Here is a 25,312-nt window from a genome sequence, read left to right on the forward strand (position 1 = left end):
ATGTTGATGCGCTCGGTTCACGTCTGCCTTTCCGTTTCGCTGCTGGCGCTGTCTTTCGGCTCGCCGGCGGGCGTTGCTTTTGCCCAGTCCGGACCGCAGAGCGAAAGCAATGCGCTGTCCCGTCAGTTGGAGGATGAGGCTCAGCCTTCCCGCCAGGGCAGGGTGCAATCCGAAGAGCAGAAGGATTTGCAGCCGTCGCAGGGCGTCAACGTCTATCAGCGTATGGGTGCGGACCTGCCGGCCTTGCCGCCTGAAAAGGAGTTCAAGGGTCGGGTGGACGAAGCCTACGGGCACTTCCAGCGCGGCGAATATGTTCAGGCGCTCGACAAGGCGCTGAACCGTGCACAGAACGGCGATGCCGCCGCCCAGACGCTGGTGGCGGAAATGATGTCGCGTGGTCTCGGCATCGCCCGTGACGAGAAGACCTCGGCCTTCTGGTATCAGCAGGCGGCGCAGGGTGGTGATCCCGTCGCCATGTTCAAATTCGCCCTCATCCTGATGGAGGGCAAATTCGTCACCCGCGACAAGGCGAAGGCCGACGATTACATGCACCGTGCTGCGGAAGCCGGCAATGCTTCGGCCCAGTTCAACTGGGGTCAGATACTGGTTTCGGAAAATCCCGGTGTAAAGGGATTGCTGATGGCCATGCCGTTTTACGAAAAATCGGCCGAACAGGGCATTGCCGACGCGCAATATGCGGTGTCGCAGATTTACTGGTCGGTCAAGGATGTGCCGGCTGAGAAGAAGGCCAAGGCGCGGGATTGGCTGATGCGAGCTGCCAAGGCGGGTTATGATACCGCGCAGGTCGATCTTGGCGTCTGGCTGGTCAACGGTTTTGGCGGCGAGCGAAATCTGGAGGAGGGGTTCCGCTGGCTTTATGGCGCGGCACAGCGCGGCAACGTCGTGGCCCAGAACAAGGTGGCGCATCTTTATATTCAGGCGCTCGGCATCCGGCCTGATCCGATAGAGGCGGCGAAATGGTACGTGCTTTCCCGCCGCGCCGGGCTGAAGGATCCGTCCCTTGAGGACTTCTATCTGGGGATCACTGACGAGCAGCAGAAAAAGGCGATCGAGGCCGCAAATCGTTTCCGTCCGATGTGACGCAAGGCCGGTCGTTCGGTGGCGACGATCGCGTGCCGGCTTTTTGCCTTGAATTTCCGCGCGTTTTGTGGTCTTCAACCCCAAACTTTCATTTCAAGAAAATAATGACGTTCCTGCCCGGCCAGCTTGCGGGCGGTTCGCGAGCTTTCCAGGAAACAAATTCGATGGCCCGTTCAGCCCTTCTCAATGTCATGGTTCAGGCCGCCATCAAGGCGGGTAAGTCTTTGTCGCGTGACTTCGGTGAGGTGCAGAACCTTCAGGTTTCAGTCAAGGGACCGAGCGATTTCGTATCGCAGGCGGATCTCAAGGCCGAAAAGATCGTGCGCGACGAGCTTCTGAAAGCCCGCCCGACCTATGACTTCCTGGGTGAGGAAGGCGGCGAGGAAAAAGGCTCGGACGGTGCGCATCGCTGGATTGTCGATCCGCTTGACGGCACGACGAACTTTCTGCACGGCATCCCCCACTTCGCCGTTTCCATCGCGCTCGAGCGTAACGGCGAAGTCGTCGCCGGTGTGATTTTCAACCCGGCTACCGACGAACTCTACACCGCCGAGCGCGGCAGCGGCGCGTTCCTCAACGACCGCCGTATCCGCGTCGCCGCACGCAAGGTGTTGACCGACTGTGTCATCGGCTGCGGCGTGCCGCATCTCGGCCGTGGCAATCACGGAAAATTCCTCGTCGAGCTTCGCCACGTCATGGGTGAGGCGGCGGGCATCCGCCGCATGGGCGCGGCAGCGCTCGACCTTGCCTACGTCGCCGCAGGCCGCCTCGATGGTTTCTGGGAAGCGGATCTTTCGCCATGGGATATGGCGGCTGGTCTCGTGCTGATTCGCGAGGCCGGCGGTTTTGCCTCCGACGCCAAGGGCGGCACGGATATCTTCGGTAGCGGCAGCGTTGCCGCCGGAAACGAATATATCCACAAGGCGCTTGTGGAAGTCGCCAACCGCCCGATACCGGGCCGTTGATCGATTTCGGCAGAAAACCTGCCGTTTAGTGCAAGTTTTAGGCGTCCGGCGAACCCTTGCCGGACGTTTTTGTTTTTTCGGTCTTTGGTCCAGCCGGCTTTCGTGAAAGGTCTGTGACGAAAGACCGGCTTTTCGCTTCAAATCGTCGCAATTTTCAAATAGCTTCCGATTGATACGTGACCAAAGGGAATGCGAACGTTATGGCGGATTCGGAGTTGCTCGATCTCGGCGTGGAGAAGCCGGTGACCACACGGCAATACAGCCACAAGCTGTCCAGCCCCACACCGTTTCTTTGGACGATGGTTCTGTTTCTGATCCTCGTGGGCTTTCTGGCGGCCATTCTTTACCGGCAGGCGCACATCGCCTTCATGACAAACCCCGGCTTGAACGGCTTCATTCTCGGCGTTCTCGTCATCGGTATCATTCTGGTGTTTACGCAGACCATGAGCCTGCGCTCGGAAGTCCGCTGGTTCAATGCATTCCGGGCCGCCGGCAGCGTCGAAAAAGCCGGTCGCGCGCCAAAACTGCTTGCCCCCATGAGCACGCTGATCGGCAAGCGCGGCGAAGTTCGGCTTTCTGCCGTCACGCAGCGGACGATCCTCGATTCCATCGCAACACGCCTTGATGAAAGCCGCGATACGTCACGTTATCTCGTCGGTCTTCTGGTCTTTCTGGGTCTGCTCGGCACCTTCTGGGGCCTGATCGGCACAATCGGCGCCATCAGCAATGTCATCCAGTCGCTCGATCCGAGCGCCGGTGACAGCAACGATGTTCTGGGTTCGCTCAAGGCCGGTCTCACCGCGCCGCTTGCCGGCATGGGAACGGCGTTTTCCTCATCGCTTCTCGGTCTTTCAGGCTCGCTGATCCTCGGTTTCCTCGATTTGCAGGCCGGACGCGCTCAAAACCGCTTTTATACACAGCTCGAAAACTGGCTGTCTTCCGTCACTGATACCTCGGTGGAAATGCCCAGGGAATTCAAGGCGGAACCCGGCGCCGCCGTCAGTACCGAACGTTCGCTTGCGGCCATGACAAGCCTCGCCGAAGGCATTCAGGGTCTCGTCAAGAACATGCGCAGCGAACAGCAGATGTTGCGCGACTGGATCGAGGCGCAGCAGGAGGAATCGAAGTCGCTCCGCCGCACGCTCGACAAGCTGTCGACGCGCATCGATAGCGAGACAAAATCCTCCGGACGCACCCGGCACGATAACGGGAGCGAGTAGCCATGGCGCTTGCGCGCAACCGCCGCCGCGACAGGGGTGTGGATTATTGGCCGGGTTTCGTCGATGCGCTCTCGACGCTGCTGATGGCCATCATGTTTCTGCTCACGGTCTTCGTGCTGGCGCAATTCGTCCTTTCACGAGAAATCACCGGCAAGGACGAAGTTTTGACGCGTCTCAATAGCCAGATTGCGGAATTGACCGAACTTCTGGCCATGGAAAAAGGCAACAAGCAGGATGTCGAGGATGCGCTGGCGAGCCTGCAATCCACGCTTGCTGCATCGGAAAACGAACGTTCACGCCTGCAGTCGCTTCTCGACGCCGGTACTGGCAGCAGTGCAAGCGCCAATGCCAGGATCGGCAACCTGACCGGCGAGCTGGACGACCAGAGGCAGGCCAACTCCCGTGCGTCGGCGCAGATCGAGTTGCTCAACCAGCAGATTGCGGCGCTGCGAGCGCAGATCGCCTCGGTGGAAGCCGCTTTGCAGGCGTCGGAGGCCAAGGACACCTCATCTCAGGTCAAGATTGCCGATCTCGGCCGCCGCCTTAATGTCGCGCTGGCGCAACGGGTTCAGGAACTCAACCGCTACCGTTCGGATTTCTTCGGAAGGCTGCGCGAAATCCTCTCGGATCGCGAAAACATCCGCATCGTTGGCGACCGGTTCGTCTTCCAGTCCGAAGTGCTGTTTCCTTCTGGCGGCAACGATCTCAACCCGGAAGGACAGGCGGAGATGGAGAAGCTGGCCGCCGCGCTGATCGATCTCGCCAAGGAAATCCCAGCGGAGATCAACTGGGTCTTGCGCGTGGATGGCCATACGGACAATGTCCAGCTTTCCGGTTCCGGTCGTTTCCGCGACAATTGGGAACTTTCTTCGGCGCGCGCGACCTCGGTGGTGAAATTCCTGATTTCCAAGGGCGTTCCGTCGAACCGGCTGGCCGCTGCCGGTTTTGGCGAATATCAGCCGATAGCCGAAGGCGACACGCCGGAAGCGCGCCAACAGAACCGTCGCATCGAACTCAAGCTCACCGAGCGCTGAAATCCCAGGCCGCATCATAGCGGTTGCCTTGGGCGGCAACTGAATTTACGTTCGCGTAAAAGTAATTCCGTCATATCTGGGAGGGGCTGATGGAACGGTATGATGTAATCGTTGTCGGCGCGGGACTTGCCGGGCTTGTAGCAGCGACCGAAGCCGTGGAGCGGGGATTCAGCGTTTGTCTCGTGGATCAGGAGGGGGAACAAAACCTCGGCGGGCAGGCCTTCTGGTCGCTGGGCGGCCTGTTTTTCATCGATAGTCCCGAGCAGCGACGGATGCGGGTGCGCGACAGTCTTGAGCTTGCGCGGCAGGACTGGTTCGGTTCGGCCGGTTTCGACCGCCCCGAAGATCACTGGCCGCGCCGCTGGGCGGAGGCCTATCTCAATTTCGCCGCCGGCGAGAAACGTCAATGGCTCCATCGGTTGGGCGTGCGTTGGTTTCCCGTGGTCGGCTGGGCTGAGCGTGGTGGGGCCTTTGCCCATGGCCACGGCAACTCCGTTCCGCGTTTCCACGTCACATGGGGCACGGGTCCGGGCGTGCTGGCGCCCTTTGTTGAAAAGGCGAAGGCCATGACGGCAAGCGGCCGACTCACCTTTCGGTTCCGCCACCGGGTCGACCGTCTGGACATCACCGACGGCAGGGTAGCCGGTATTTCGGGCGCTGTTCTTGCTGCGGACCCTGTGTTGCGCGGACAACAAAGCAGCCGGGAGGAGCAGGGTGATTTTGCCCTTTCGGCCTCAGCGGTCATCGTCAGTTCCGGCGGCATTGGCGGCAATCGGGAACTGGTGCGGCGCAACTGGCCGGTGGAGCGGTTGGGTAGCCCACCCGCGAGCATGGTCTGCGGTGTGCCCGCGCATGTGGATGGCCGCATGCTTGCCATCACCGAAGCAGCGGGCGGAACCGTCATCAATCGCGACCGCATGTGGCATTATACCGAGGGCGTAAAAAATCACGATCCGATCTGGCCGGATCACGGTATCCGCATCCTGCCCGGCCCCTCGTCCTTCTGGTGCGACGCGGATGGAAACCGGCTCCCAGCGCCCGCCATGCCCGGCTTCGACACGCTCGGCACGCTTAAAATGCTGGGCGAGCGCGGCAGCGGCCACAGCTGGTTCATTTTGACCAAGGCGATCATCAAGAAAGAATTCGCACTTTCAGGCTCGGAGCAAAATCCGGATCTGACGGGTAAGGATGTGCGGTTGCTACTTAAACGGCTGGGCAAGGAGCCGCCGGGGCCGGTGCGGGCATTCATGGAGCGGGGTGAGGATTTCGCCGTCCGCGATACGCTGGAAGAGCTTGTGGCGGCGATGAACACGATCAGCGGTGACAACCGGCTGGATATAGATCACATCCGCCAGCAGATCGAGGCGCGCGACCGGCAGATCGACAATGGTTTCTGCAAGGATGCGCAGGTGACGGCGATCCACGGCGCACGCCGTTATCTCGGCGACAGGCTGATGCGCACCGCAAAACCGCACCAGCTGCTCGATCCGGCGATGGGGCCGCTGATTGCCGTGCGCCTGCATGTGCTGACGCGAAAGACGCTGGGCGGCCTGCATACGGATCTGGAAGCGCGGGTTCTGGACGTTGTCGGTAATCCGGTGCCGGGTCTTTATGCCGCCGGTGAGGTGGCGGGTTTCGGCGGCGGCGGCATGCATGGATATAATGCGCTGGAGGGCACATTCCTCGGCGGATGCCTGTTTTCGGGCCGTGTTGCGGGGCGAAGCGTGCTGGCGTGAGCGCCTTAGGCTTGAGCGCGCAATTCGTCCGGCCCGGTCTGGAATTGCAGCCGGGCAAGCCTTGCATAAAGGCCGTTCTGGCGAATGAGGCTCTGGTGCGTGCCTTCCTCGATGATGCGGCCTTCATCCATCACCAGAATGCGGTCTGCCTTGAGCACGGTGGCGAGGCGATGGGCAATGACGATGGTGGTGCGGGTTTTCATCAGCTCATCGAGCGCCTTCTGTACCAGCGTTTCGCTTTCCGCATCCAGTGCGGAGGTCGCTTCGTCCAGCAACAGGATCGGCGCATTACGCAGGATGGCGCGGGCAATGGCGAGGCGCTGGCGCTGGCCGCCGGAAAGCGTGACGCCGCGCTCTCCCACCTGCGTGTCATAGCCATCGGTCAACCGGGCGATGAAACTGTCCGCCTGCGCGGCGATGGCGGCCGTGCGGACCTCCTCGCGTGTCGCATCCGGCCGGCCGAATGCGATATTATCGTGGATGGAGGAGGCGAATATCGCCACATCCTGCGGCACGATGGACAGGCGCGCGCGCAGATCGGCGAGGCTGGCATCGCGGATATCGGTGCCATCAACCGTGATGCGGCCCTGTTGCGGATCGTAAAACCGCATCAAAAGTGAAAAGACTGTGCTCTTGCCCGCGCCGGAAGGGCCGACGATGGCGACGGTTTCGCCGGCGCTGATCTTGAAGGAGAGACCGGATATGATCGGGCCACCGGTTGCTCGCGGATAAATAAAGCCGACATTCTCGAATGCCGCCTCACCGCGCGGCGGGTTGACCATGGAAACGGGCGCTGCCGGTTCCGCGACGGGCGAGCGTTCGTTCAGCAGTTCGGAAAGCCGTTCGGCCGCACCGCCCGCCTGCGCGAGCTCACCCCAGACCTCGGAGAGCTGGCCGAGGCCGCTTGCCGCGATGACCGAATAAAGCACAAACTGGCCGAGTGTACCGGCGGTCATGCCGCCGGACAAAACGCTCTGCGCGCCATACCAGAGAATGCCGACAACGCTGCCGAAGACGAGCGCGATGGCGACGGCGGTAAGAATGGACCGGGCGCCGATCGCCGCGCGTGCACCTTGGTAGGCGGCCTCCACGGAGGCGCCGTAACGGGCATTCGCCAGCGCCTCGGCGTTGAAGGACTGCACCGTGCGGCTTGCCCCGATCGTTTCCGAAGCATAGGCGGCGGAATTGGCCAATGTGTCCTGCGTGTTGCGGGAGCGGGCGCGAACCGAGCGCCCGAAGGCAATCAGCGGAAAAACGATGAAGGGAATGGCAAGCAGCGCAAGGCCGGAAAGGCCGGGGCTGGTATAGATCATCATTGCCACTGCGCCGCAGCACATGATGATGTTGCGCAGCGCCACGGAGGCGGAGGAGCCGAAGGCGGAACGGATCTGTACGGTATCGGCGGTCAGCCGCGAGGTCAGCTCGCCGGATCGGTTGGCATCGAAAAACTGCTGCGACAGCGTGGTGAGATGGGCAAAAACATCACGGCGCAGATCCGCAACGACCCTTTCGCCGATGGTCATCACGTAATAATAGCGCATGGCGCTGGCAAGCGCGAGGAGGACGGCAATCGCCAGGAGCATGGCGAAATAGCTGTTGATCATACCGCCATCCGGCGTCTGGAAGCCATGATCGATGATGCGGCGAACGGCCAGCGGCAGAGCCAGTGTCGTGGCGGAGGAAAGCGCAAGCGCGAAAAGGGCCGCCGCCATCAGGCCGCGATAACGCCTGAGATAGGGAAACAGGCCAAGAAGCGGCTTCAGGCTTCTCTGTTTCGCCGCTTTCTGCTCTTCAATGTCTGCCACGTCCTCGATACTCCTCGTTCGGTGCCGTTTTTCGGCCTTTTGCGGGTGAATTTCCGGCGCGCGGTAAAATTCCTGTCCCTGAGGCCATCTCCTTTCACAAGGGGATAGCAGGCTCTTGTTATCTGGGCGACCTTCATGTATAGGCTCCGCATCGAATTGGGAAGCCATAGCCCATCAGGACTATGGCTTCATTTATTGAAATGGCTCAGTTGACGCAATTGCGGCAAATGGACCGCACGTCACTTAACCAGGAAGATTGTCATGAAGGCTGATATCCATCCCGCTTATCACACGATCAAGGTCGTCATGACCGATGGCGCCGAATACGAAACCCGCTCCACCTGGGGTTCGGAAGGCGCAGTCATGAACCTTGAAATCGACCCCAAGTCCCATCCGGCATGGACGGGCGGCAACCAGCAGCTTATGGACCGCGGTGGTCGCGTATCCAAGTTCAACAAGCGTTTCGGCGGCCTCGGCCTCTGATCTACTTGCGGACGGATCAATTAAAAAAGCCCGGTTTTGCCGGGCTTTTTTGTTGCCTGTTTTGGCGATGATATCAGTGTCAGAATCGACCAAAACAAAAAAAGCAGGCCGTTCAGCCTGCTTTTCAAATTGTCCGGATAAAGACGTCTTTTCTCAGTTGATCGAGAAAGCCGTGCGCAGAAGATTGAGCTGCGCCTGCACGCTGTTTTCGTTGTCCGGCACCTTGGTCACTTCAGACGGGCGATAGATTTCACGGTCGAGAAGGGCGACGCGGTTCTGGAGGCGCAGCGACCGTTCGATGAGGTCGCGGAATGATTCCGGCAGGTCGTTCCAGCCGGGGGCATTACGGTCGACGTTGAAGCTGTCGAGCCGCACCTTGTTCTTTTCGCTGAGAACCTGATCCCTTGTCATCTCGCCATTGTTGACGGCGCGCTGCAGAAGCAGCCAGGACGCCATCTGCATCAGGCGGGTGGTGAGGCGCATCGATTCCGCCGCATAAAGGACCGACGCCATGCGCGGCAGAACCTTGGAAGCGGTGCGACCGGCACCATCGAGATAACTTGCCGTTTCCTCAACCAAGGTCATGCCTTCGGTATAGAGGGTCTTGAACTGATTGGACGCAGCTGCGTGACCCGCAAAGCTTATGGTATTTAAGACCTGTTCTGACATTTTCTTTAAATCCCTGCTCACGCACCACACTGTCAGGCAACGAAGACCCGGATATTTTGTTCCGGCCTTTTAGTGTTTTCAGGATGGTATCTTTACCTGAAATGCGCAAGGCAATTATTAAAGAAGGGTTAATACCCACAGTTTTACGGGATTCCGTTACCGGCAAAAAAAGAGCCGCGAAAGCGGCTCTCAAGGTAAAACAGGGAGAAAAATCAGACCAATTCGCCGTATGGAGAAGATGCCTGAGGCCCAGAAGAACTGGACATGTATAGTAATCTCTCAGAAAGCTTAATTTTTGGTTAATGGTAAACGAAAGACTGCGTCAAAATCTTTATTTTCGTTAGCCATTGTGCCCACAGCTTGTAGTTTGCGGATTTCGCCCGATGTTTTGCTGGCGCGTCCGTCAGGATCGGAAGAGGTTCTCCGCCGCCAGCCGGCCGGCGGACTTCCGTTGCCTCTCTTCTTCAAGCCGGGTGATTTCCGCTTTCAGGAGATCGATACGGTTACTCAGCTCGTCCACCGAAAGAAGGCTGAGATCGCAGCCGATCTCATGCGCCACGGGTTTTTGCGGACGGTCATCGTCAAAGAGGGTCATATGCCTGCTCCTTTTTCAACATGGTCGCCATCGTCCTCGGGATATTGCGGCGCGCGCGGGTCAAGCGCAATGCTTTCCGGCGTGACGAGCGGTGAGGGCGTTGTCGGCATCATCGTCGAGAAATTGTCCTTTTCGTCGGTAGAGAGGGCGGCGCGCTGGCGGCTTCTGATGATGGCGTAGGCCGTTATCAGCAGATGGGCCACGGCTGTCACCAGAAACAGCGCATAGGGGCCGGAATAGGTCATGATCGCGCCGCCGAGTGTCGGGCCGATGATGGTGCCGATGCCGTAGAGCAGCAGCAGACCGCCCGAAACCTTGACGAAGTCTTCCGATGCCGCGTAGTCGTTGGCATGGGCCACGGCGATCGGATAAAGCGCGTTGGCGGCGGCGCCGTAAATGGCGATCATGGGGATAAGTACATAGACATTGTGAGGTTGCACGGCCGCAACGGCCAAGCCCGCGACCGCGCCAAGCCCGGCCAGCCCGGCAAGCACATAACGGCGGTCTATCCGGTCCGAAAGACGGCCTGCGGGAAATTGTGCCAGTGCGCCGACGAAAATCGTGACAGACACCATAATGGCGATCATGGTCGGATCAAGACCCGCCCGCGCGCCAAAGACGGCGCCGAGCGTGCCGTAAGCGCCATTGGCGATGCCGATCATCAGAATGCCGACGAAGGAGACCGGCGAGTTGCGGTAAAGGGCGGGTAAATCCAGCTTGACCTTCTGCAACGGTTGGGGACTGGCAGCCTTGGACAGCGTCGCCGGCAGAATGGCGATGCAGTAGATGATGCCGCAGATCATGAACAGTGAGTTGTTGCTGATATCGCCCATCGGCACGATCATCTGCCCCGCCACGACGCCAAGCAGCGTGATGGCGATGTAGAGCGAAAAGATCATGCCGCGGCTCTCATTGGTCGCGCGCTCGTTCAGCCAGCTTTCGATGATCATCGAAGTACCGGCCGTGCAGAAGCCGGTCAGTGCGCGTAAGGTGATCCATGAGATATCGTCGATGATGAGGCCGGTCATCAGCACCGTCAGGCAGACCAGCGCGACAAAGGAGGCAAATGCCCGCACATGTCCGGCACGGCGCACGATGGCGGGCGCCACGAAACAGCCGATAACGAAGCCCGCCGCCCATGATGTGCCGAGAAAGCCCAGAATTTCGTTGGAGTAGCCTTCCGCCGAACCACGCATCGGCAGCACGAGACCCTGAAGGCCGTTACCAAGAAAAAGAAACAGAGTGCTGGATAAAAGAGCGAATACGGGTAGAAGATTTCTGCTCATGAAAACACTCTCATGCGTTCGGACATATGGTCGACAGCCATAAAACGGGTGTTACCCGAATGAGTTGCACTCTTCTGGTGAACGGTAAAAATGTCCAGCCTGTGACGATGCAGAAATAAAGAAAAGGCTCAATAAATGACGAAGGCGATCGGCCTTTTTTTACTGCTTGCAATGGTAATCCAGATCATCCGGCCTTTGGGCCTGCCAGGCCTCAAGAAAAGAGGCGATTGCTGGAAGATAGCGGTTGCGGCCTTTGTCATCTGGTCGGCGACGCTGCTTCTGCGTCCGTAAACAAAGAAGCCGCCCACAGGGGCGGCTTCGATTTCGATGCATGTCTATCGCCGGGGCCTCAGGCTGCCTTTTCGAGTTCCTGCTTCCAGTTGCCCTTTGCGGCAAGGCTGTTCATTGTGGCGCGATGCGTGAAGGCACGCTGGCCGGCGGCGACATTTTCCTGCTTGCCGCCCCATGTCTTGAGCGCGCCGTCCTGAAGGGCGCGGCCGTATGAGAAGGTCAGCGACCAGGGCAGGTCGTAACCGGCGTTCATGGCGGAGAGATGCGCCGTCGCCTCTTCGGAGGACTGGCCGCCGGAAAGGAAGGCGATGCCGGGAACGGCGGAAGGCACGGTCGCCTTCAGAACCTTCACGGTCTTTTCCGCCACTTCCTCGACGGAAGCCTTGCGGGCCTTCTTGCCGTCGATGATCATGTTCGGCTTGAGGATCATGCCTTCAAGATTGACGCGGGCGTCGAACAGATCCGCGAATACCGTCTGGAGAACCCATTGCGTGACTTCCGCACAGCGATCGATGTCGTGCGTGCCGGGTTCGCCGTCCATCAGCACTTCGGGTTCCACGATCGGCACGATATCCGCCTGCTGGCAGAGAGCGGCGTAACGGGCGAGCGACTGGGAGTTTGCCTTGATCGAGCCCCAGCTCGGGCGCTGATCGCCGATGGTGATGACGCCGCGCCACTTGGCGAAACGGGCACCGGCCTCGTGGTACTTGCGCAGGCGCTCGTAAAGACCGTCGAGGCCTTCGGTGATGAATTCACTCGGGTGGAAGGCCATAGGCTTGGCGCCGATATCCACCTTGATGCCCGGCAAGCTGCCGGCGGCCTTGATGATGTCTACGAAAGGCGTGCCATCGGCTGCCTTCTGGAACAGGGTCTCTTCGTAAAGGATGACGCCGGAGATGGACTTCTTCATGGCATCGTCGGAGCGGAACAGCATTTCGCGATAGTCGCGGCGGGCAGTTTCGGTGGATTCCAGATTGATGCTGTCGAAACGCTTCTTGATCGTTCCTGTGGATTCATCGGCGGCGAGCAGGCCCTTGCCGTCGGCAACCATTTTGATTGCGATGTCTTCGAGACGTTCGGTCATTTGCTATTCTCCCAAGGCACAATAAATTTCCGATAACAGAAGTTCCACGGCAGGGAAATGGCGCGCTAACTCATTGAAACGATTGAAATGGTTTCAATCGTTTGAAACTTTCCTCCCATGCGCACTTACCAAAAAACGAGGCCGGCCAAGCATCGCTTGTCCGGCCCAGTGTCAGGCAAGTAGGGGAAGTTTACTTGGCGGCGGTCAGGATGGCAACGCCCGGCAATTCCTTGCCTTCCATCCATTCGAGGAAGGCGCCGCCCGCCGTCGAGATATAGCTGAAATCTTCCGAGACGCCGGCATGGTTGAGTGCTGCGACCGTGTCGCCACCGCCGGCGACGGAAACGAGTTTGCCCGCTTTGGTGCATTCGGCGGCATGTTTTGCCGCAGCTACGGTTGCCGCATCGAAGGGCTCGATTTCAAAAGCACCGAGCGGTCCGTTCCAGACCAGCGTTTCCGCGCGGGAAATCCAGGCCTTGATGCTTTCGACCGATTTCGGGCCGACATCGAGAACCATGGCGTCGGCAGGAATGGCGTTGATATCGACGATTTCGTTTGCCGCGCCGGCCTTGAATTCGCGGGCAACCACGCCGTCTTCCGGCAGCACGATCGCGCAGCCGGATGTCGCCGCCTCGATCATGATCTGTTTTGCGGTTTCGGCCAGATCGTGCTCGCAGAGCGATTTGCCGACTTGTGTGCCGCGTGCGGCAAGGAAGGTGTTGGCCATGCCGCCGCCGATGACGAGGGCGTCGACCTTCCTGACGAGGTTCATCAGGAGGTCGATCTTGCTGGAAACCTTTGCCCCGCCAACGATGGCGACCACCGGGCGGACCGGCTGGCCAAGGCCTTTTTCCAACGCCTCAAGCTCTGCCTGCATGGTGCGGCCGGCATAGGCGGGCAGATGGCGCGCTAAGCCCTCGGTGGAGGCGTGGGCGCGGTGGGCGGCGGAGAAGGCATCGTTCACATAGATATCGCCATTGGCGGCCAGTGCCTCGATAAAGGCGGGATCGTTCTTTTCCTCGCCTTTGTGGAAGCGGGTGTTCTCCAGAAGCAAAATATCGCCGTCGTTCATTTTTGCGACCGCGTCGGCTGCCGGCGTACCGATGCAATCGGACGCGAAGGAAACGGCGTGATCCAGCACTTCCTCGACGGCAGGCACGATCAGGGAAAGCGACATGTCCGCGACCGGTTCACCCTTCGGTCGGCCGAAATGGGCAAGCAGAATGACTTTCGCGCCTTTTTGGGAGAGTTCCAGAATGGTTGGCGCAACCCGTTCGATACGGGTTTTATCCGTCACATTCCCATCCGCAACCGGCACGTTGAGATCAACGCGGACGAGAACGCGCTTTCCGGCAATGTCGTTAAGGTCGTCGATGGTCTTGAAGGCGGGCATGGGTCGATCCTGATTTTGTTGCGAGTTCGGGACGGACCATACTATGCCTGATTGACGACGCAAGCGGGTCAGACCTCATTTTCTCTCACCCCGTTCGAAGGCGCGGAAACGCCTTCGCGGGCATCGTTGGAGCGCATTGCGCGCCGTTGCGCCAGATGCGTGCGCGCACGGCGGAGGATTTCCGAAAAACTGATGAAGATCGGCAGGCCGATGGCTGGTTCGACCGGCTCGAGCGAAATGCCGACACCGGTGATCGCCTCATGTTCATCCAGTGCCCGAACGATGAGAACGATGGAACCGAGGCGCACCCGGTCGGCATAATCCGCCTTCCCCGAAAGACGCGCCTCGATAAGTTCCGCGATGTTCATGGCGTGTTCGGCTGGCGAAATGAGGCCGGGGCCGTAGGCTGCATCGAGTTCCGTCGCCGGACGGGCGGGCGAGATCGTGAAAATGCCGAAGAAATCGGCGTCGTCGTCTGCGACCGGCAAGGCGCTGGCAAACAGCCGGTCGATCAGCCGGGTATAGCCGGGCGCGATAAAAAGATAGACGAGATCGTTTTCGCGCAGGCGTCCGGCATATTGGTAGCGGATCGATTTGCCGTCGCGCACCACCAGCGACGGCATCGCCCAGCGCGGAATACGCTCGCCGTGCAGGATGGCGCTGCCCGTCGCGACGCGATAGGAAATCAGTTCATGATTGGCGGTGCCGGGAAGGTCCACCTCCAGCTTGTCGACCTCGCCCATGCGCGGCGGCACGATCAACCCCAGCCTTGTGGCCACGGGCTTGATGGTCCAGCCCTGCAGCAGGAGCGACACCAGCACGATGATGAAGGTGGCGTTGAAATAGATCTGTGCATCGTCCAGCCCGCCGAGAATGGGCATGATGGCGAGCAGAATCGAAACCGCACCGCGCAGGCCCACCCATGCCACGAACGATGTTTCCTGCTGGGTATAGTTGAAGGGCATCAGGCTGAGCCACACCGCGAGCGGACGGGCGACGAAGATCAGGAAAAGCGCAAGCAGGACGGCCGGAACGGCGATCGCCGGAAATTGCGACGGCGTGGCCAGGAGGCCGAGCATAAGAAACATGATGATCTGAGCGAGCCAGGTCAGCCCCTCATGGAAACGGCGGATGGTTTCCTTGGCGAAGATCCTGCGGTTGCCGGCAACGATGCCCGCCACATAGACCGCGAGAAATCCGCTGCCGCCAATCGCGCCGGTAAAGGAGAAGACGAGCAGGGCCAGCGCCAGCACGAAGATCGGCGCGAGCCCGCGGTCGGCGGCGAAACGGTTGACCACGGTGGCGATCATGACGCCGCCAAGCAGGCCGAAAATCACGCCGAGACCCATTTCCTTGATGAACAGCAGCAGGAAACCGGTGTCGATGCCAGCCATTCCCTGTCCCTTGGCGATGATCTCGACCAAAGCGACAGTGAGGAAAATCGCCATGGGATCGTTGGTGCCGGATTCGACCTCAAGCGTCGAGCGCACCTGATCACGGATATGGATGCCGCCGATGCGGAGCAGGAAGAACACGGCCGCCGCATCCGTGGAGGCGACGATGGCGCCCAGCAGCAGACCCTCCAGCCAGGAAAGCCCGAGCAGCAGGGCGGCCGCGCCCGCGAAAAAGACGGATGTGAGAATGACGCCGACGGTGGCGAGTGCCACGGCCGGTGCTGCGGAAAGCCGGAACGACTGCATCGACGTGCCGAAACCGGAATCGAAAAGGATGACGGCGAGCACGAGCGAACCGAGCATATAGGCCAGCGGATTGTTGGTGAATTCGATGCCGAGACCGTCCACACCCGCCGCCAGCCCGATCATGAGAAAGAGCAGCAGGAGCGGTGCGCCGAACCGGAAGGCGATGAGGCTTGAGAACGCTGCGACGAGAACCAGAACAGTTGCGACCAGCAACAGAAGGTAAAATGATTCCACGTCCACCGCCTCTTTCAAACCGCGCTGGCCGCCGCAATGAATGGCTCTGCACGTCCGCAGTCAATGCGCCACGGGTTGCGGTCTGTCAGCGCTGTTGTTGGTGGCGTTGAAAGGCGACGCAAGGCGGGGTGTATCGAATGATACGGCAGGGCCGAAGTGCATTGCGCACGACCGTTTTCCCTGTTCTTCTTGTCCGTTTCAAAGTGGACCACACGAAGGCAGGAAATGGGAATTTTTCCGGCGTGCGTGCGAAAAAATCAAAAAGCGCAGCGGGGTATTGAAGGCATCGTGTTCTGGGTCTCCTGCATCTGTCGAAGAGCGATCGGATATCCCGCCGAAACAATTCACCTGCTGGTACTTCAACGTAACATAGAGACAATGCAGCTGCGTTAGTTCTCTCGTCCGAATTGCTTTTTACCATTACCGGAGCGATCGGATGAAACGGATATCTATTACTACATTTATTATGGTGTTGGCGGCGGGCTCGATTGTTTCGGGTTGCTCCAGCACGGAGCAGACAGCTGCAAACATGGGTGCGCAACGCGAGCGCTGCCGGTCGTTCGGCTACCCCGAAGGTTCGCGGGATTTTGCCGACTGCATGATGAAGCTTTCCATGGAGCAAAGCGAATTGAGACAACAGACTTTCGATACGATCTGGAGCAATGCCGGCTCGCGCGATCCAATCATTATCAACAACAGAAAGTGAAGGCTCCGTCCCGCCGCCATTTTTTTGATAAACAAAAACCGGCAGGATTGCTCCTGCCGGTTTTTCTAATTCATGAATTCTGGCTCTTGCTTAGATGGTCTTCGCAAATGCAACGGCCGTATCCGACATGCGGTTGGAGAAGCCCCACTCGTTGTCGTACCAGGACAGAACGCGCACGAACTTGCCTTCCATGACCTTGGTCTGGTCGATCGCGAAGATCGAGGAGTGGCTGTCGTGGTTGAAGTCGCGGGAGACCAGCGGCTCTTCGGTGTAGCCGAGAATACCCTTCAGCTTGCCGTTGGAGGCAGACTTGATCGCCTCGTTGATTTCCTCGACCGTCGTGTCGCGCTTGGCGATGAACTTGAAGTCGACGACCGAAACGTTCGGGGTCGGAACACGGATCGACGTGCCGTCCAGCTTACCCTTGAGGTGCGGCAGAACGAGGCCAACGGCCTTGGCTGCACCCGTCGAGGTCGGGATCATGGACAGGGCCGCGGCGCGGGCGCGGTACAAATCCTTGTGCATGGTGTCCAGCGTCGGCTGGTCGCCCGTGTAGGAGTGGATCGTCGTCATGAAGCCATGATCGATGCCAACGACGTCATCGAGAACCTTCACAACAGGCACGAGGCAGTTGGTGGTGCAGGAGGCGTTGGAAATGACCAGATGGTCCTTCGTCAGCTGGTCGTCGTTGACGCCGAAGACGACGGTGAGGTCGGCGCCGTCAGCCGGAGCCGAAACGATGACGCGCTTGGCGCCTGCCGTCAGGTGTGCCGCTGCCTTGTCGCGAGTAGCGAAGATGCCCGTGCATTCGAGCGCGATGTCGATGCCGAGTTCCTTGTGCGGCAGCGTTGCCGGATCGCGAGCGGCCGTCACCTTGATCGGCTTGCCACCGCCAACGATGATCGTGTCGCCTTCGACCTTCACGTCGGCAGGGAACTTGCCGTGGATCGAATCGTAGCGCAGCAGGTGGGCGTTGGTTTCAACCGGACCGAGGTCGTTGATGGCAACGACTTCGATATCGGTGCGGCCGGATTCGACGATGGCGCGCAGAACATTGCGGCCGATGCGGCCGAAGCCGTTAATGGCAACTTTTACAGTCATTTAAAGTCTCCCGAACAAGATATGTACCTGGTCTTTGCGGAATGCGAGGGCTGGGGAAGCCCTCACGCAAGTTTTGCCTCGACTGCGGCGACAACGGCTTCCGCCGTGATGCCGAAGTGCTTGAAGAGATCCTTTGCCGGCGCGGATGCACCAAAGGAATGCATGCCGACGAACGCGCCCTCGGAGCCGATGAAATAATCCCAGCCCTGGCGGATGGCGGCTTCCACCGCGATCTTCACCGGAGCCTTGCCGATGATGGCGTTGCGGTAGGTTTCCGGCTGTTCCTTGAAGAGTTCGAAGCAGGGAACGGAAACGACGCGGGCGGAAACGCCCTTGTCCTTCAGCGTCGCTGCGGCCTTCAGGGCAACCTCGACTTCCGAACCGGAGGCGAAGATCGAAACCTTTGCGTCGCTTGCCGATACGAGTTCGTAGGCGCCGTAAGCGGAAAGGTTCTTCTCTTCATATTCCTTGCGCGAAGGCGCAAGGTTCTGGCGGGTGAGCGCCAGCGCCGAGGGACGGTGCTTCTGCTCGAGGGCCAGCTGCCAGCATTCGGCCGTCTCGGTTTCATCCGCCGGGCGGAAGACGAGAAGGTTCGGAATGGCGCGCAGCGCCGCGATCTGCTCCACCGGCTGATGGGTCGGGCCGTCTTCGCCGACGCCGATGGAATCATGCGTCAGAACGTGGACGACACGGATACCCATCAGGGCGGCCAGGCGGATCGACGGACGGCAATAATCCGAGAAGATCATGAAGCCGCCGGCATAGGGGATGAGACCGCCATGCAGCGCGATGCCGTTCATCGCCGCCGCCATGCCGTGCTCACGGATGCCGTAATGCAGGTAACGGCCGGAGAAGTCCGTCGGCGTGATCGACTTCATCTGGCTGGTCTTGGTGTTGTTCGACGGTGTCAAGTCAGCCGAACCGCCAACCGTTTCCGGCAGGATGCCGTTGACGATTTCCAGCGTGTCCTCGGAGGCCTTGCGGGTGGCGACGGTCGGATTGTTCTCGATGATCTTCTTCTTGAAGGCATCGATGGAGCTGTCGAAATTGCCGGGCAGTTCGCCGGCGAAGCGGCGCTTGAACTCGGCCTTCTTGCCGGCTTCGGTCGCCTCGAGACGAGCTTCCCAGTCCTGACGGGTCTTGGTGGCGCGCAGACCGGCAAGACGCCATGCATCCAGCACGTCTTCCGGAATGACGAAGGCTTCGGCTTCCCAGTTGAGGCTCTTGCGGGCGGCGGCGATTTCTTCGGCGCCGAGCGGATTGCCGTGCACCTTGTGGGTGCCCTGCTTGTTGGGCGCGCCGAAGCCGATCACGGTCTTGCAGGCGATGAAGGTCGGGCGGTCGGATTTCTGCGCGGCCTCGATGGCTGCGGCAATCGCGTCCGGGTCATGGCCATCCACACGGATGGTGTTCCAGTGAACGGCGTTGAAGCGGGCGATCTGGTCGGTGCTGTCGGAAAGACCGACTTCACCGTCGATGGTGATGTTGTTGTCATCCCAGAACAGAACGAGCTTGTTGAGCTTCAGGTGACCGGCAAGCGCAATGGCTTCGTGGCTGATGCCTTCCATGAGGCAGCCGTCGCCGCAAAGCACATAGGTGAAGTGGCTCTGCAGGTCGGAGCCGAATTCCTCTTCCAGCTTGCGTTCGGCGATCGCCATGCCGACAGCATTGGCGATGCCCTGGCCGAGCGGGCCGGTGGTCGTTTCGATGCCGGTCGCATGGCCGTATTCGGGATGGCCGGCGGTCTTGGAGCCGAACTGACGGAAACGCTTGATCTCGTCGATCGTCATGTCCTCGTAGCCCGTCAAATAAAGCAGCGAGTAGAGCAGCATCGAACCGTGGCCCGCAGACAGCACGAAGCGGTCGCGATCCGCCCACAGCGGAGCCTTGGGATCGAATTTCAGGTAACGGGTAAAGAGAACGGTGGCGACATCAGCGGCGCCCATCGGCAGGCCGGGATGGCCCGAATTGGCCTTCTCCACTGCATCCATGGCAAGAAAGCGGATCGCATTGGCCATCCGGTTGTGTTTGTCGCGAGAAATCATGGCTTTTCCGTCTGTTCCGGGTGAAAGGAGATAGTTTTACGCAACTATCCAAAAAGCGGGTTGATCCATAGCAGGTGAGGCAGGCAAGTCAATAAATCCACGGGCAATTGCGGTTCTGTGAGGTATAAAAATCGTTTAGAAAATCGGGCATTCCTGGAAAATCCGTGCGATATGTGCCGATGCTTCCTCGTTCATCCACAGAGCAAAACGCCTCAATGCACTGGTTTGATTGACGGGATGATAAATCGGGTAATAACCTCGTGAATGTTGAAAAGGCTTGAAACCGGACGATTCGGCCGGTTGCGTGCGAGTTGGAAAAAACGATGTCGGCTGAGAAGACCGTACAATCCGCAGTGACGGAGCTGAGCACTGCCATCACAAATCTCGAAAATGCCATCGATATGCGTATCGAACGGCAAAGGGAGACGGGCGAGATCGATAATGAGGTCAAGCGGGTCCATGTCGATCGCGCAAGGCTCGCGCACGAGTTGGACCAGGCCGAGTTTCGCGCCAACCGTCTTGAGGAAGTCAACCGCGAGGTCTCCCGCCGTCTGGTGACGGCGATGGAGACGATCCGCGCGGTGCTGGATCGATAGGGAGCGGTTTCATGGCGCAAGTTACTGTGATGATTGACGGCAAGGCCTATCGCATGGCGTGCGAGGCGGGGCAGGAAGACCATCTGACCGATCTTGCCACCCGTTTCGATCGTTACGTCGGGCATCTCAAGAGCCAGTTCGGCGAAATCGGCGACCTGCGCCTGACCGTCATGGCGGGCATCATGGTGATGGACGAGCTTTCCGAACTCAATCGCAAGATCGAGAAGCTGGAAGGGGAGGTCGCATCCCTTTCCCGCAACCGCGATGGCATGGCCGAACACAAGGCGAAATCGGACGAGATCATCGCGGTCGCCATCGGCGATCTGGCTGATCGTTTGAACGGCATTACCGAAAAACTGCTGGCACGGCCGAAGCCTGCGGCACATTGATCGTCGGTCAAGCTTTTCAGCAGTAAAATTCGTTCATGGGCCTCTGGTGGTTTGGTTCGATACGTCCTATATCTGAGAAGCGTTCTGCGCTTCCCGACAGGAACCACAATCCCTGGGGCCATACTCGATCCAAAGGGAGCTGTCCCTGGCCAGTCCCGTGGGGCTGGACACATGGCGCCCACCTACATTTGTAGGCACCCAGGATCGTAAATCTCCATCGGTCGCCGTGGATCGCGCTTGAAGTTTCGGGTCACTCCCCGGCTCTTCCTCTGACCTTATATTTTTCGACAGTCATTTTTCATTGCTGCCGGAGACGGCTTTTTTATACCGCCGTCATTGCAATGGCGGAACAATTCCCTATTATCTAGATTGGTATGTCTGTCATGCCCTTTTTTTTAAAAAAGGGCCGCTGCGGCCAAAACCGCGACGTGCCGTTCAACAGCCCAAAGAGCTAAACTTGTTTACTGAAATTATGATCGTGGTTCTGCTCACCGTATTGAACGGTGTGCTTGCCATGTCCGAGCTTGCCGTTGTCTCCTCCAGACCGGCGAGGCTCAAGGTGCTTGCCGCACAAGGCAGCAAGGGCGCCACGATGGCGCTCAGCCTTTCTGAAAATCCCGGACGTTTTCTTTCCACGGTGCAGATCGGCATCACGCTGGTCGGCGTCCTTTCCGGTGCATTCTCCGGCGCCACGCTCGGCGCCCGTTTTACCGCATGGCTTTTGGAACAAGGTGTTCCCGACCGTGCCGCCGATGCGCTGGGCGTCGGCTCGGTGGTCGTCGCCATCACCTACCTGTCGCTGATCGTCGGCGAACTGGTGCCGAAGCAGATTGCGCTGCGCGATCCGGAAAAGATCGCTGCCCGCGTTGCCCCCACCATGGTGATGCTCTCCAAGGTCGGCGCGCCGCTGGTCTGGTTTCTCGATAAGTCCGGTAAGGCCATCCTTGCGCTTCTCGGCCATAGCGGCACGTCCAACGCATCGGTGACGGACGACGAAATCCGTACTGTTCTGGCGGAAGCCCATAGCGCCGGGGTGATCGAGACCGAGGAATCGGCGATGATCACCAGTGTCATGCGCCTTGCCGACCGCAATGCCCGCGGCCTGATGACGCCGCGCCGCGACGTGGAGGTGGTCGATATCGAAGACAGCGCGGAAGAAATTCGCGTGCAGCTTCGCGAGACGCAGCGTTCGCGTCTGCCGGTGCGAAACGGCGCTTCCGACGAAATTCTGGGCGTGCTTTTCGCCAAGGACGCTTTCGATGCGCTGGCGTCCGGCAATGAGCTGAATGTCCGTGAGCTTCTGCGCGAAGTTCCCGTCGTCTCGGATCTGACGAGCGCTGTGGACGTTATCCAGTCACTGCGCCGTTCCACCGTGCATATGGTGCTGGTCTATGATGAATACGGCCATTTCGAAGGTATCGTCAGCTCCGGCGACGTTCTGGAGGCTATCACCGGAGCTTTCCAGGAAGACAATGACGAGGAGCCGGCGATCGTCGAGCGCGAGGACGGTTCGTTCCTCGTTGCCGGCTGGATGCCCGCCGACGAGTTCGCTTACCGCATGGGCTTCCAGATCGACGAAGACGCCGAGTTCGAGACCGTTGCCGGTCTGGTTCTGGACGAATTCCGTCGCCTGCCGGAACTGGGCGAACATATCACCCGCAACGGCTGGCGTTTCGAAGTCATCGATCTCGATGGACACCGCATCGACAAGGTCCTCGTGAGCCGGGCCGCCTGATGTCCGGTGACATTGCCGAAAAAGCAAGACTGCGCGGCGAAAGGCTTGCCGCGCGTGATGCGCTGACGCCGTTGGAGCGACAGCAAAAAAGCGAGGCGATGACGGTACATGGTGCATCCGCCATACCGTTGGCGCCGGGCGCTGTTATTTCCGGTTTCATGCCGATCCGCTCAGAGGCCGATATCCGGCCGCTGATGGAAACGCTGCGCGAAAAGGACGGACGTATTGTCCTTCCCGTCGTGTTGAACCGCGAGACCATCGTTTTCCGTGCCTTCGAGGCGGACACGCCGCTGGTCAAGACGGGTTTCGGCACGGCCGGTCCGGCGGAGGGTGCGGATGTCGTCGATCCGGATATTCTGCTCGTTCCGCTTTCCGTCTTCGATGGGCAGGGCCAGCGTATCGGTTACGGCGCGGGCCACTATGACCGCGCGATTGCGAGATTGCACGGCAAAGGTCGAACTCCCGTTCTCATCGGTGTTGCATTCGACTGTCAGGAAGTGCCGTCGGTGCCGGCGGAGCCGCATGACGTGCCGCTTCATGCCGTTCTGACGGAGAGCGGCTTGCGCTGGTTTTCCGCGCAGTGGTTGATGTCCGATGGGAAAAAGGCGCTTTAGCACTTTTTAAAACACGGATTACCCGTTAGAGGGGACGGAATTTAGGAACATGCGCAAGATCGGGGCGGGTGAATGAGGCTTCTTTTTCTCGGAGATATGGTTGGCAAGACCGGACGCACGGCGGTCTGGGACAAATTGCCCGGGCTGGTTTCCGACCTGAAGCTCGACTTCGTCATCGTCAACGGTGAAAACGCCGCCGGCGGTTTCGGCATCACCGAGGATATCTATCTCGAGACCATCAATGCCGGCGCCGATGTGGTGACGACCGGCAACCATGTCTGGGACCAGAAGGAGGCTGTTTCCTTCTGCGAGCGTCACGACCAGTTCCTGCGGCCCGCCAACTATCCTGATGGTACGCCCGGCAAGGGCTCTGGCATGTTTTACGCCCGCAACGGCGCGCGCGTGCTTGTCGCCAACATCATGGGCCGGGTATTCATGCACCCGGAACTGGACGATCCCTTCAAATCGGCGGAGAACATTCTCGCCGCCTGCCCGTTGAAGGAGCAGGCCGACGCCATCATCTTCGATTTCCACGCCGAGGCTACAAGTGAAAAACAGTGCTTCGGTCATTTCGTCGATGGCCGCGCAAGCTTCGTCGTCGGCACCCACACGCATGTTCCGACGGCCGACGCGCAGATATTGAACGGCGGCACGGCCTATATGTCTGATGCCGGCATGTGTGGCGACTACGACAGCTCGCTCGGTATGGAGAAGGAAGAGCCGATCAACCGCTTCATTTCCAAAATGCCGAAGGGTCGTTTCGAGGCCGCCAGTGGGCCTGCGACGATCTGCGGCGTGGGCGTCGAGATTTCAGATCGCACCGGGCTTGCCGAAAAGATCGCACCGCTGCGCATCGGCCCGAGACTTGCCGAGACCCTTCCGTCCTTCTGGGCTTAAGCTCTCCGCGTCCGCCGAGATGTTCACAATGACGAGATTGTGAGCGTTTCGCCGCTCTTGAAACTGGACGCCCGGCAAAACCTGTCCCATCCTCTCAACCTTCGCAAGTTCAGGGGAGTGGCATGATGCTGCGCGTGCTAATGCTTGCAATAACGGGATTGCTCACCTGTGCGGGAGCGGCCTTTGCCCAAACGGAAAGCCGCCCTCCCGTCAGCCAATGCCAGGCGATCGCCCGCAACATTCCCGGCGTCATGTTCGCCAGCTTCAACCCGCCTGATGTTCAACTGGCTCAGGCCACGGCGAAGGAAGAGGTGAAGATCAGCTTCATCGGCCATTCCACCTATCTCATCGAAAGCCCCGGCGGTGTGACGATCGCCACAGATTATAACGGCGTCTATCGCCCACCCGTCACACCGACTGTGGTAACGATGAACCGGGCGCATACAACACATTTCACTCTCAGCCCCGATCCGGCCATTCAACATGTGCTGCGAGGCTGGAGCGATACGCCGGGGGAAAAGGCTGAACACAAGGTTCTGGTAGGCGATGTCTATATCCGCAATGTCGCAACCGACATCCGCAACCGCTGGGGTGATTACGAATCCTTTCAGGAAAACGGCAATTCCATTTTCATCTTCGAAGTGGCGGGGCTGTGCATCGGTCATCTCGGCCATCTGCATCACGAACTGACGGATGAGCACTATGCCGAGATCGGCCGTCTGGATGTGCTGATGGTGCCGGTGGATGGTGGCTTGACGATGGGTGCCGACAGCATGAGCCGCGTGGTCAAGCGCCTGCGCTCCGCGCTGATTTTACCCATGCACCGCACCGGGCCGCCGCTGGAACAGTTTCTGACGATGTTTGGAGGAAGCTTCCAGATTGCCTATGCAAAAGATGCAATCATCCGGGTCTCGATGCGAAACCTTCCCCGCCAGCCACAGATACTTGTGCCGAAAGGCATGTAGAGCGGCGACGGGCGGGGAGGGCCGGGAGGCCGCCCTTCAGGCGAAGGCGAGGTGCTGGCGGACGCCGACTTCAGGCGTTTTGTCGTCGGACATATTGGCCTTGGCGATTTCCCATCCGAATCTCAGGGTACTGTCCGTCGAGGCCCATATTTCAGCGTCGTCGACATGAAGCGCGAGCATCGTCAGTTGCGGGTCGCTTTTACCGTGCTCGTACCAGGCTGCGGTGACGGAATTCCAGTATTCTTCGATCTTCGTCTTGTCATCGCGAACCTCCAGCACACCCGAGAGGCAGGCATGGTAATCATGGTCCTTGCCGACGAGGCAGAAATGCGCCCGCGAACCGGATTTCAGCGATTTGACGAGACGGGCGTCTTTTTTGGAGAAGAACCAGATCGTATTGGTTTTTGGGTCGGCATGTGGGGCCATGGGCTGCATGTGATTGGGTAGACCCTCGAGACCAAGCATGCCGGCGTGGACGGAGTTGACCTCATCCCAGAGCTGGCGCGCCGGGGTTTCTCTTGCTTCAGTCAGGCTGACCATGGATTTTCTCCTTCCGGTTTGAGGTGGCGGAGGGGAGCAGTAAAACTGCCCGCCTCTTCCGCCTTCATGGTCAAAACGGGGTGCGGATAAATCAGTTCCTTATATTCTTGCGGCAGGAGAACGCGCTT

23 protein-coding genes and 1 other RNA gene are annotated in these 25,312 nt (G+C 59.5%); 14 read left to right on the plus strand and 10 right to left on the minus strand.

Annotated elements, in window-relative coordinates:
• The 5 genes from QSK43_RS18365 to QSK43_RS18385 all read left to right on the plus strand — a co-directional run bounded on the left by QSK43_RS18365 (position 1) and on the right by QSK43_RS18385 (position 6,056).
• The gene (locus tag QSK43_RS18365) at positions 1-1,101 is read left to right on the plus strand and encodes a tetratricopeptide repeat protein (protein ID WP_332304647.1); all 1,101 of its coding nucleotides are present in this window, start codon (positions 1-3) and stop codon (positions 1,099-1,101) included.
• 164 nt (positions 1,102-1,265) lie between these two features.
• Positions 1,266-2,066 carry an inositol monophosphatase family protein gene (locus QSK43_RS18370; protein WP_045023292.1) on the plus strand — a complete coding sequence of 267 codons (801 nt, stop codon included), beginning with the start codon at positions 1,266-1,268 and terminating at the stop codon, positions 2,064-2,066.
• Positions 2,067-2,266: 200 nt separating this feature from the next.
• On the plus strand, positions 2,267-3,286 hold the full coding sequence (locus QSK43_RS18375) for a flagellar motor protein MotA (protein ID WP_332304648.1): 1,020 nt from the start codon (positions 2,267-2,269) through the stop codon (positions 3,284-3,286).
• 2 nt (positions 3,287-3,288) lie between these two features.
• Positions 3,289-4,320: a peptidoglycan -binding protein gene (locus tag QSK43_RS18380; RefSeq protein WP_332304649.1), complete on the plus strand. Its 1,032-nt coding sequence runs from the start codon at positions 3,289-3,291 to the stop codon at positions 4,318-4,320.
• Positions 4,321-4,409: 89 nt separating this feature from the next.
• Positions 4,410-6,056, plus strand: a complete 1,647-nt coding sequence (locus QSK43_RS18385; protein ID WP_332304650.1) for an FAD-binding dehydrogenase — start codon at positions 4,410-4,412, stop codon at positions 6,054-6,056.
• A 5-nt stretch (positions 6,057-6,061) separates the two neighbouring features.
• Here the strand turns inward: QSK43_RS18385 and QSK43_RS18390 are convergent, their stop codons facing one another.
• Positions 6,062-7,861, minus strand: a complete 1,800-nt coding sequence (locus QSK43_RS18390; protein WP_332304651.1) for an ABC transporter transmembrane domain-containing protein — start codon at positions 7,859-7,861, stop codon at positions 6,062-6,064.
• A 261-nt stretch (positions 7,862-8,122) separates the two neighbouring features.
• Between QSK43_RS18390 and rpmE the strand changes: the two genes are divergently transcribed.
• Complete coding sequence (gene rpmE, locus QSK43_RS18395; RefSeq protein WP_045023221.1) at positions 8,123-8,344, plus strand: 50S ribosomal protein L31; 222 nt, start codon at positions 8,123-8,125, stop codon at positions 8,342-8,344.
• Between the two features lie 153 nt (positions 8,345-8,497).
• Here the strand turns inward: rpmE and rcdA are convergent, their stop codons facing one another.
• From rcdA to QSK43_RS18425, 6 genes are all read right to left on the minus strand, one after another.
• The gene (rcdA, locus tag QSK43_RS18400) at positions 8,498-9,013 is read right to left on the minus strand and encodes a protease adaptor protein RcdA (RefSeq protein ID WP_045023222.1); all 516 of its coding nucleotides are present in this window, start codon (positions 9,011-9,013) and stop codon (positions 8,498-8,500) included.
• Between the two features lie 403 nt (positions 9,014-9,416).
• On the minus strand, positions 9,417-9,608 hold the full coding sequence (locus tag QSK43_RS18405) for a DUF1192 domain-containing protein (protein WP_045023223.1): 192 nt from the start codon (positions 9,606-9,608) through the stop codon (positions 9,417-9,419).
• A complete protein-coding gene (locus tag QSK43_RS18410; protein ID WP_045023224.1) occupies positions 9,605-10,894 on the minus strand; it encodes an MFS transporter in 1,290 nt (429 codons plus the stop codon). Before QSK43_RS18410 ends, QSK43_RS18405 begins: the two co-directional genes overlap by 4 nt.
• A gap of 349 nt (positions 10,895-11,243) precedes the next feature.
• Positions 11,244-12,269, minus strand: coding sequence for a class I fructose-bisphosphate aldolase (locus QSK43_RS18415; protein ID WP_332304652.1), 1,026 nt, complete (start codon positions 12,267-12,269; stop codon positions 11,244-11,246).
• A gap of 190 nt (positions 12,270-12,459) precedes the next feature.
• A complete protein-coding gene (locus tag QSK43_RS18420) occupies positions 12,460-13,662 on the minus strand; it encodes a phosphoglycerate kinase (protein ID WP_332304653.1) in 1,203 nt (400 codons plus the stop codon).
• Positions 13,663-13,730: 68 nt separating this feature from the next.
• Positions 13,731-15,596 carry a potassium/proton antiporter gene (locus QSK43_RS18425; protein WP_332304654.1) on the minus strand — a complete coding sequence of 622 codons (1,866 nt, stop codon included), beginning with the start codon at positions 15,594-15,596 and terminating at the stop codon, positions 13,731-13,733.
• A gap of 436 nt (positions 15,597-16,032) precedes the next feature.
• Between QSK43_RS18425 and QSK43_RS18430 the strand changes: the two genes are divergently transcribed.
• Complete coding sequence (locus QSK43_RS18430; RefSeq protein WP_332304655.1) at positions 16,033-16,302, plus strand: hypothetical protein; 270 nt, start codon at positions 16,033-16,035, stop codon at positions 16,300-16,302.
• 90 nt (positions 16,303-16,392) lie between these two features.
• Here QSK43_RS18430 and gap read toward each other — a convergent pair whose 3' ends face one another.
• The gene (gene gap / locus QSK43_RS18435; protein WP_332304656.1) at positions 16,393-17,403 is read right to left on the minus strand and encodes a type I glyceraldehyde-3-phosphate dehydrogenase; all 1,011 of its coding nucleotides are present in this window, start codon (positions 17,401-17,403) and stop codon (positions 16,393-16,395) included.
• A 62-nt stretch (positions 17,404-17,465) separates the two neighbouring features.
• Positions 17,466-19,448, minus strand: coding sequence for a transketolase (gene tkt, locus QSK43_RS18440; protein WP_332304657.1), 1,983 nt, complete (start codon positions 19,446-19,448; stop codon positions 17,466-17,468).
• 323 nt (positions 19,449-19,771) lie between these two features.
• Between tkt and QSK43_RS18445 the strand changes: the two genes are divergently transcribed.
• From QSK43_RS18445 to QSK43_RS18475, 7 genes are all read left to right on the plus strand, one after another.
• Positions 19,772-20,044, plus strand: a complete 273-nt coding sequence (locus QSK43_RS18445) for a DUF4164 domain-containing protein (RefSeq protein ID WP_332304658.1) — start codon at positions 19,772-19,774, stop codon at positions 20,042-20,044.
• Between the two features lie 11 nt (positions 20,045-20,055).
• Positions 20,056-20,433, plus strand: a complete 378-nt coding sequence (locus tag QSK43_RS18450) for a cell division protein ZapA (protein WP_045023229.1) — start codon at positions 20,056-20,058, stop codon at positions 20,431-20,433.
• Positions 20,434-20,511: 78 nt separating this feature from the next.
• Positions 20,512-20,670, plus strand: a non-coding RNA gene (gene ssrS / locus QSK43_RS18455) — 6S RNA.
• Between the two features lie 235 nt (positions 20,671-20,905).
• Positions 20,906-22,168, plus strand: a complete 1,263-nt coding sequence (locus QSK43_RS18460) for a hemolysin family protein (RefSeq protein ID WP_332304754.1) — start codon at positions 20,906-20,908, stop codon at positions 22,166-22,168.
• On the plus strand, positions 22,168-22,782 hold the full coding sequence (locus QSK43_RS18465) for a 5-formyltetrahydrofolate cyclo-ligase (RefSeq protein ID WP_332304659.1): 615 nt from the start codon (positions 22,168-22,170) through the stop codon (positions 22,780-22,782). Before QSK43_RS18460 ends, QSK43_RS18465 begins: the two co-directional genes overlap by 1 nt.
• Positions 22,783-22,854: 72 nt before the next feature.
• Positions 22,855-23,679, plus strand: a complete 825-nt coding sequence (locus tag QSK43_RS18470) for a TIGR00282 family metallophosphoesterase (RefSeq protein WP_332304660.1) — start codon at positions 22,855-22,857, stop codon at positions 23,677-23,679.
• 122 nt (positions 23,680-23,801) lie between these two features.
• Entirely contained in the window at positions 23,802-24,644 is an 843-nt protein-coding gene (locus QSK43_RS18475; protein WP_332304661.1) for an MBL fold metallo-hydrolase, read from the plus strand.
• A 36-nt stretch (positions 24,645-24,680) separates the two neighbouring features.
• On the opposite strand, the gene QSK43_RS18480 is transcribed toward QSK43_RS18475, so the two are convergent.
• A complete protein-coding gene (locus QSK43_RS18480; protein ID WP_332304662.1) occupies positions 24,681-25,184 on the minus strand; it encodes a pyridoxamine 5'-phosphate oxidase family protein in 504 nt (167 codons plus the stop codon).
• Between the last annotated feature and the right edge of the window lie 128 nt (positions 25,185-25,312).

It is taken from the genome of Rhizobium sp. GR12, assembly GCF_036596185.1.
GTDB classification, from domain to species: Bacteria; Pseudomonadota; Alphaproteobacteria; order Rhizobiales; family Rhizobiaceae; genus Agrobacterium; species Agrobacterium nepotum.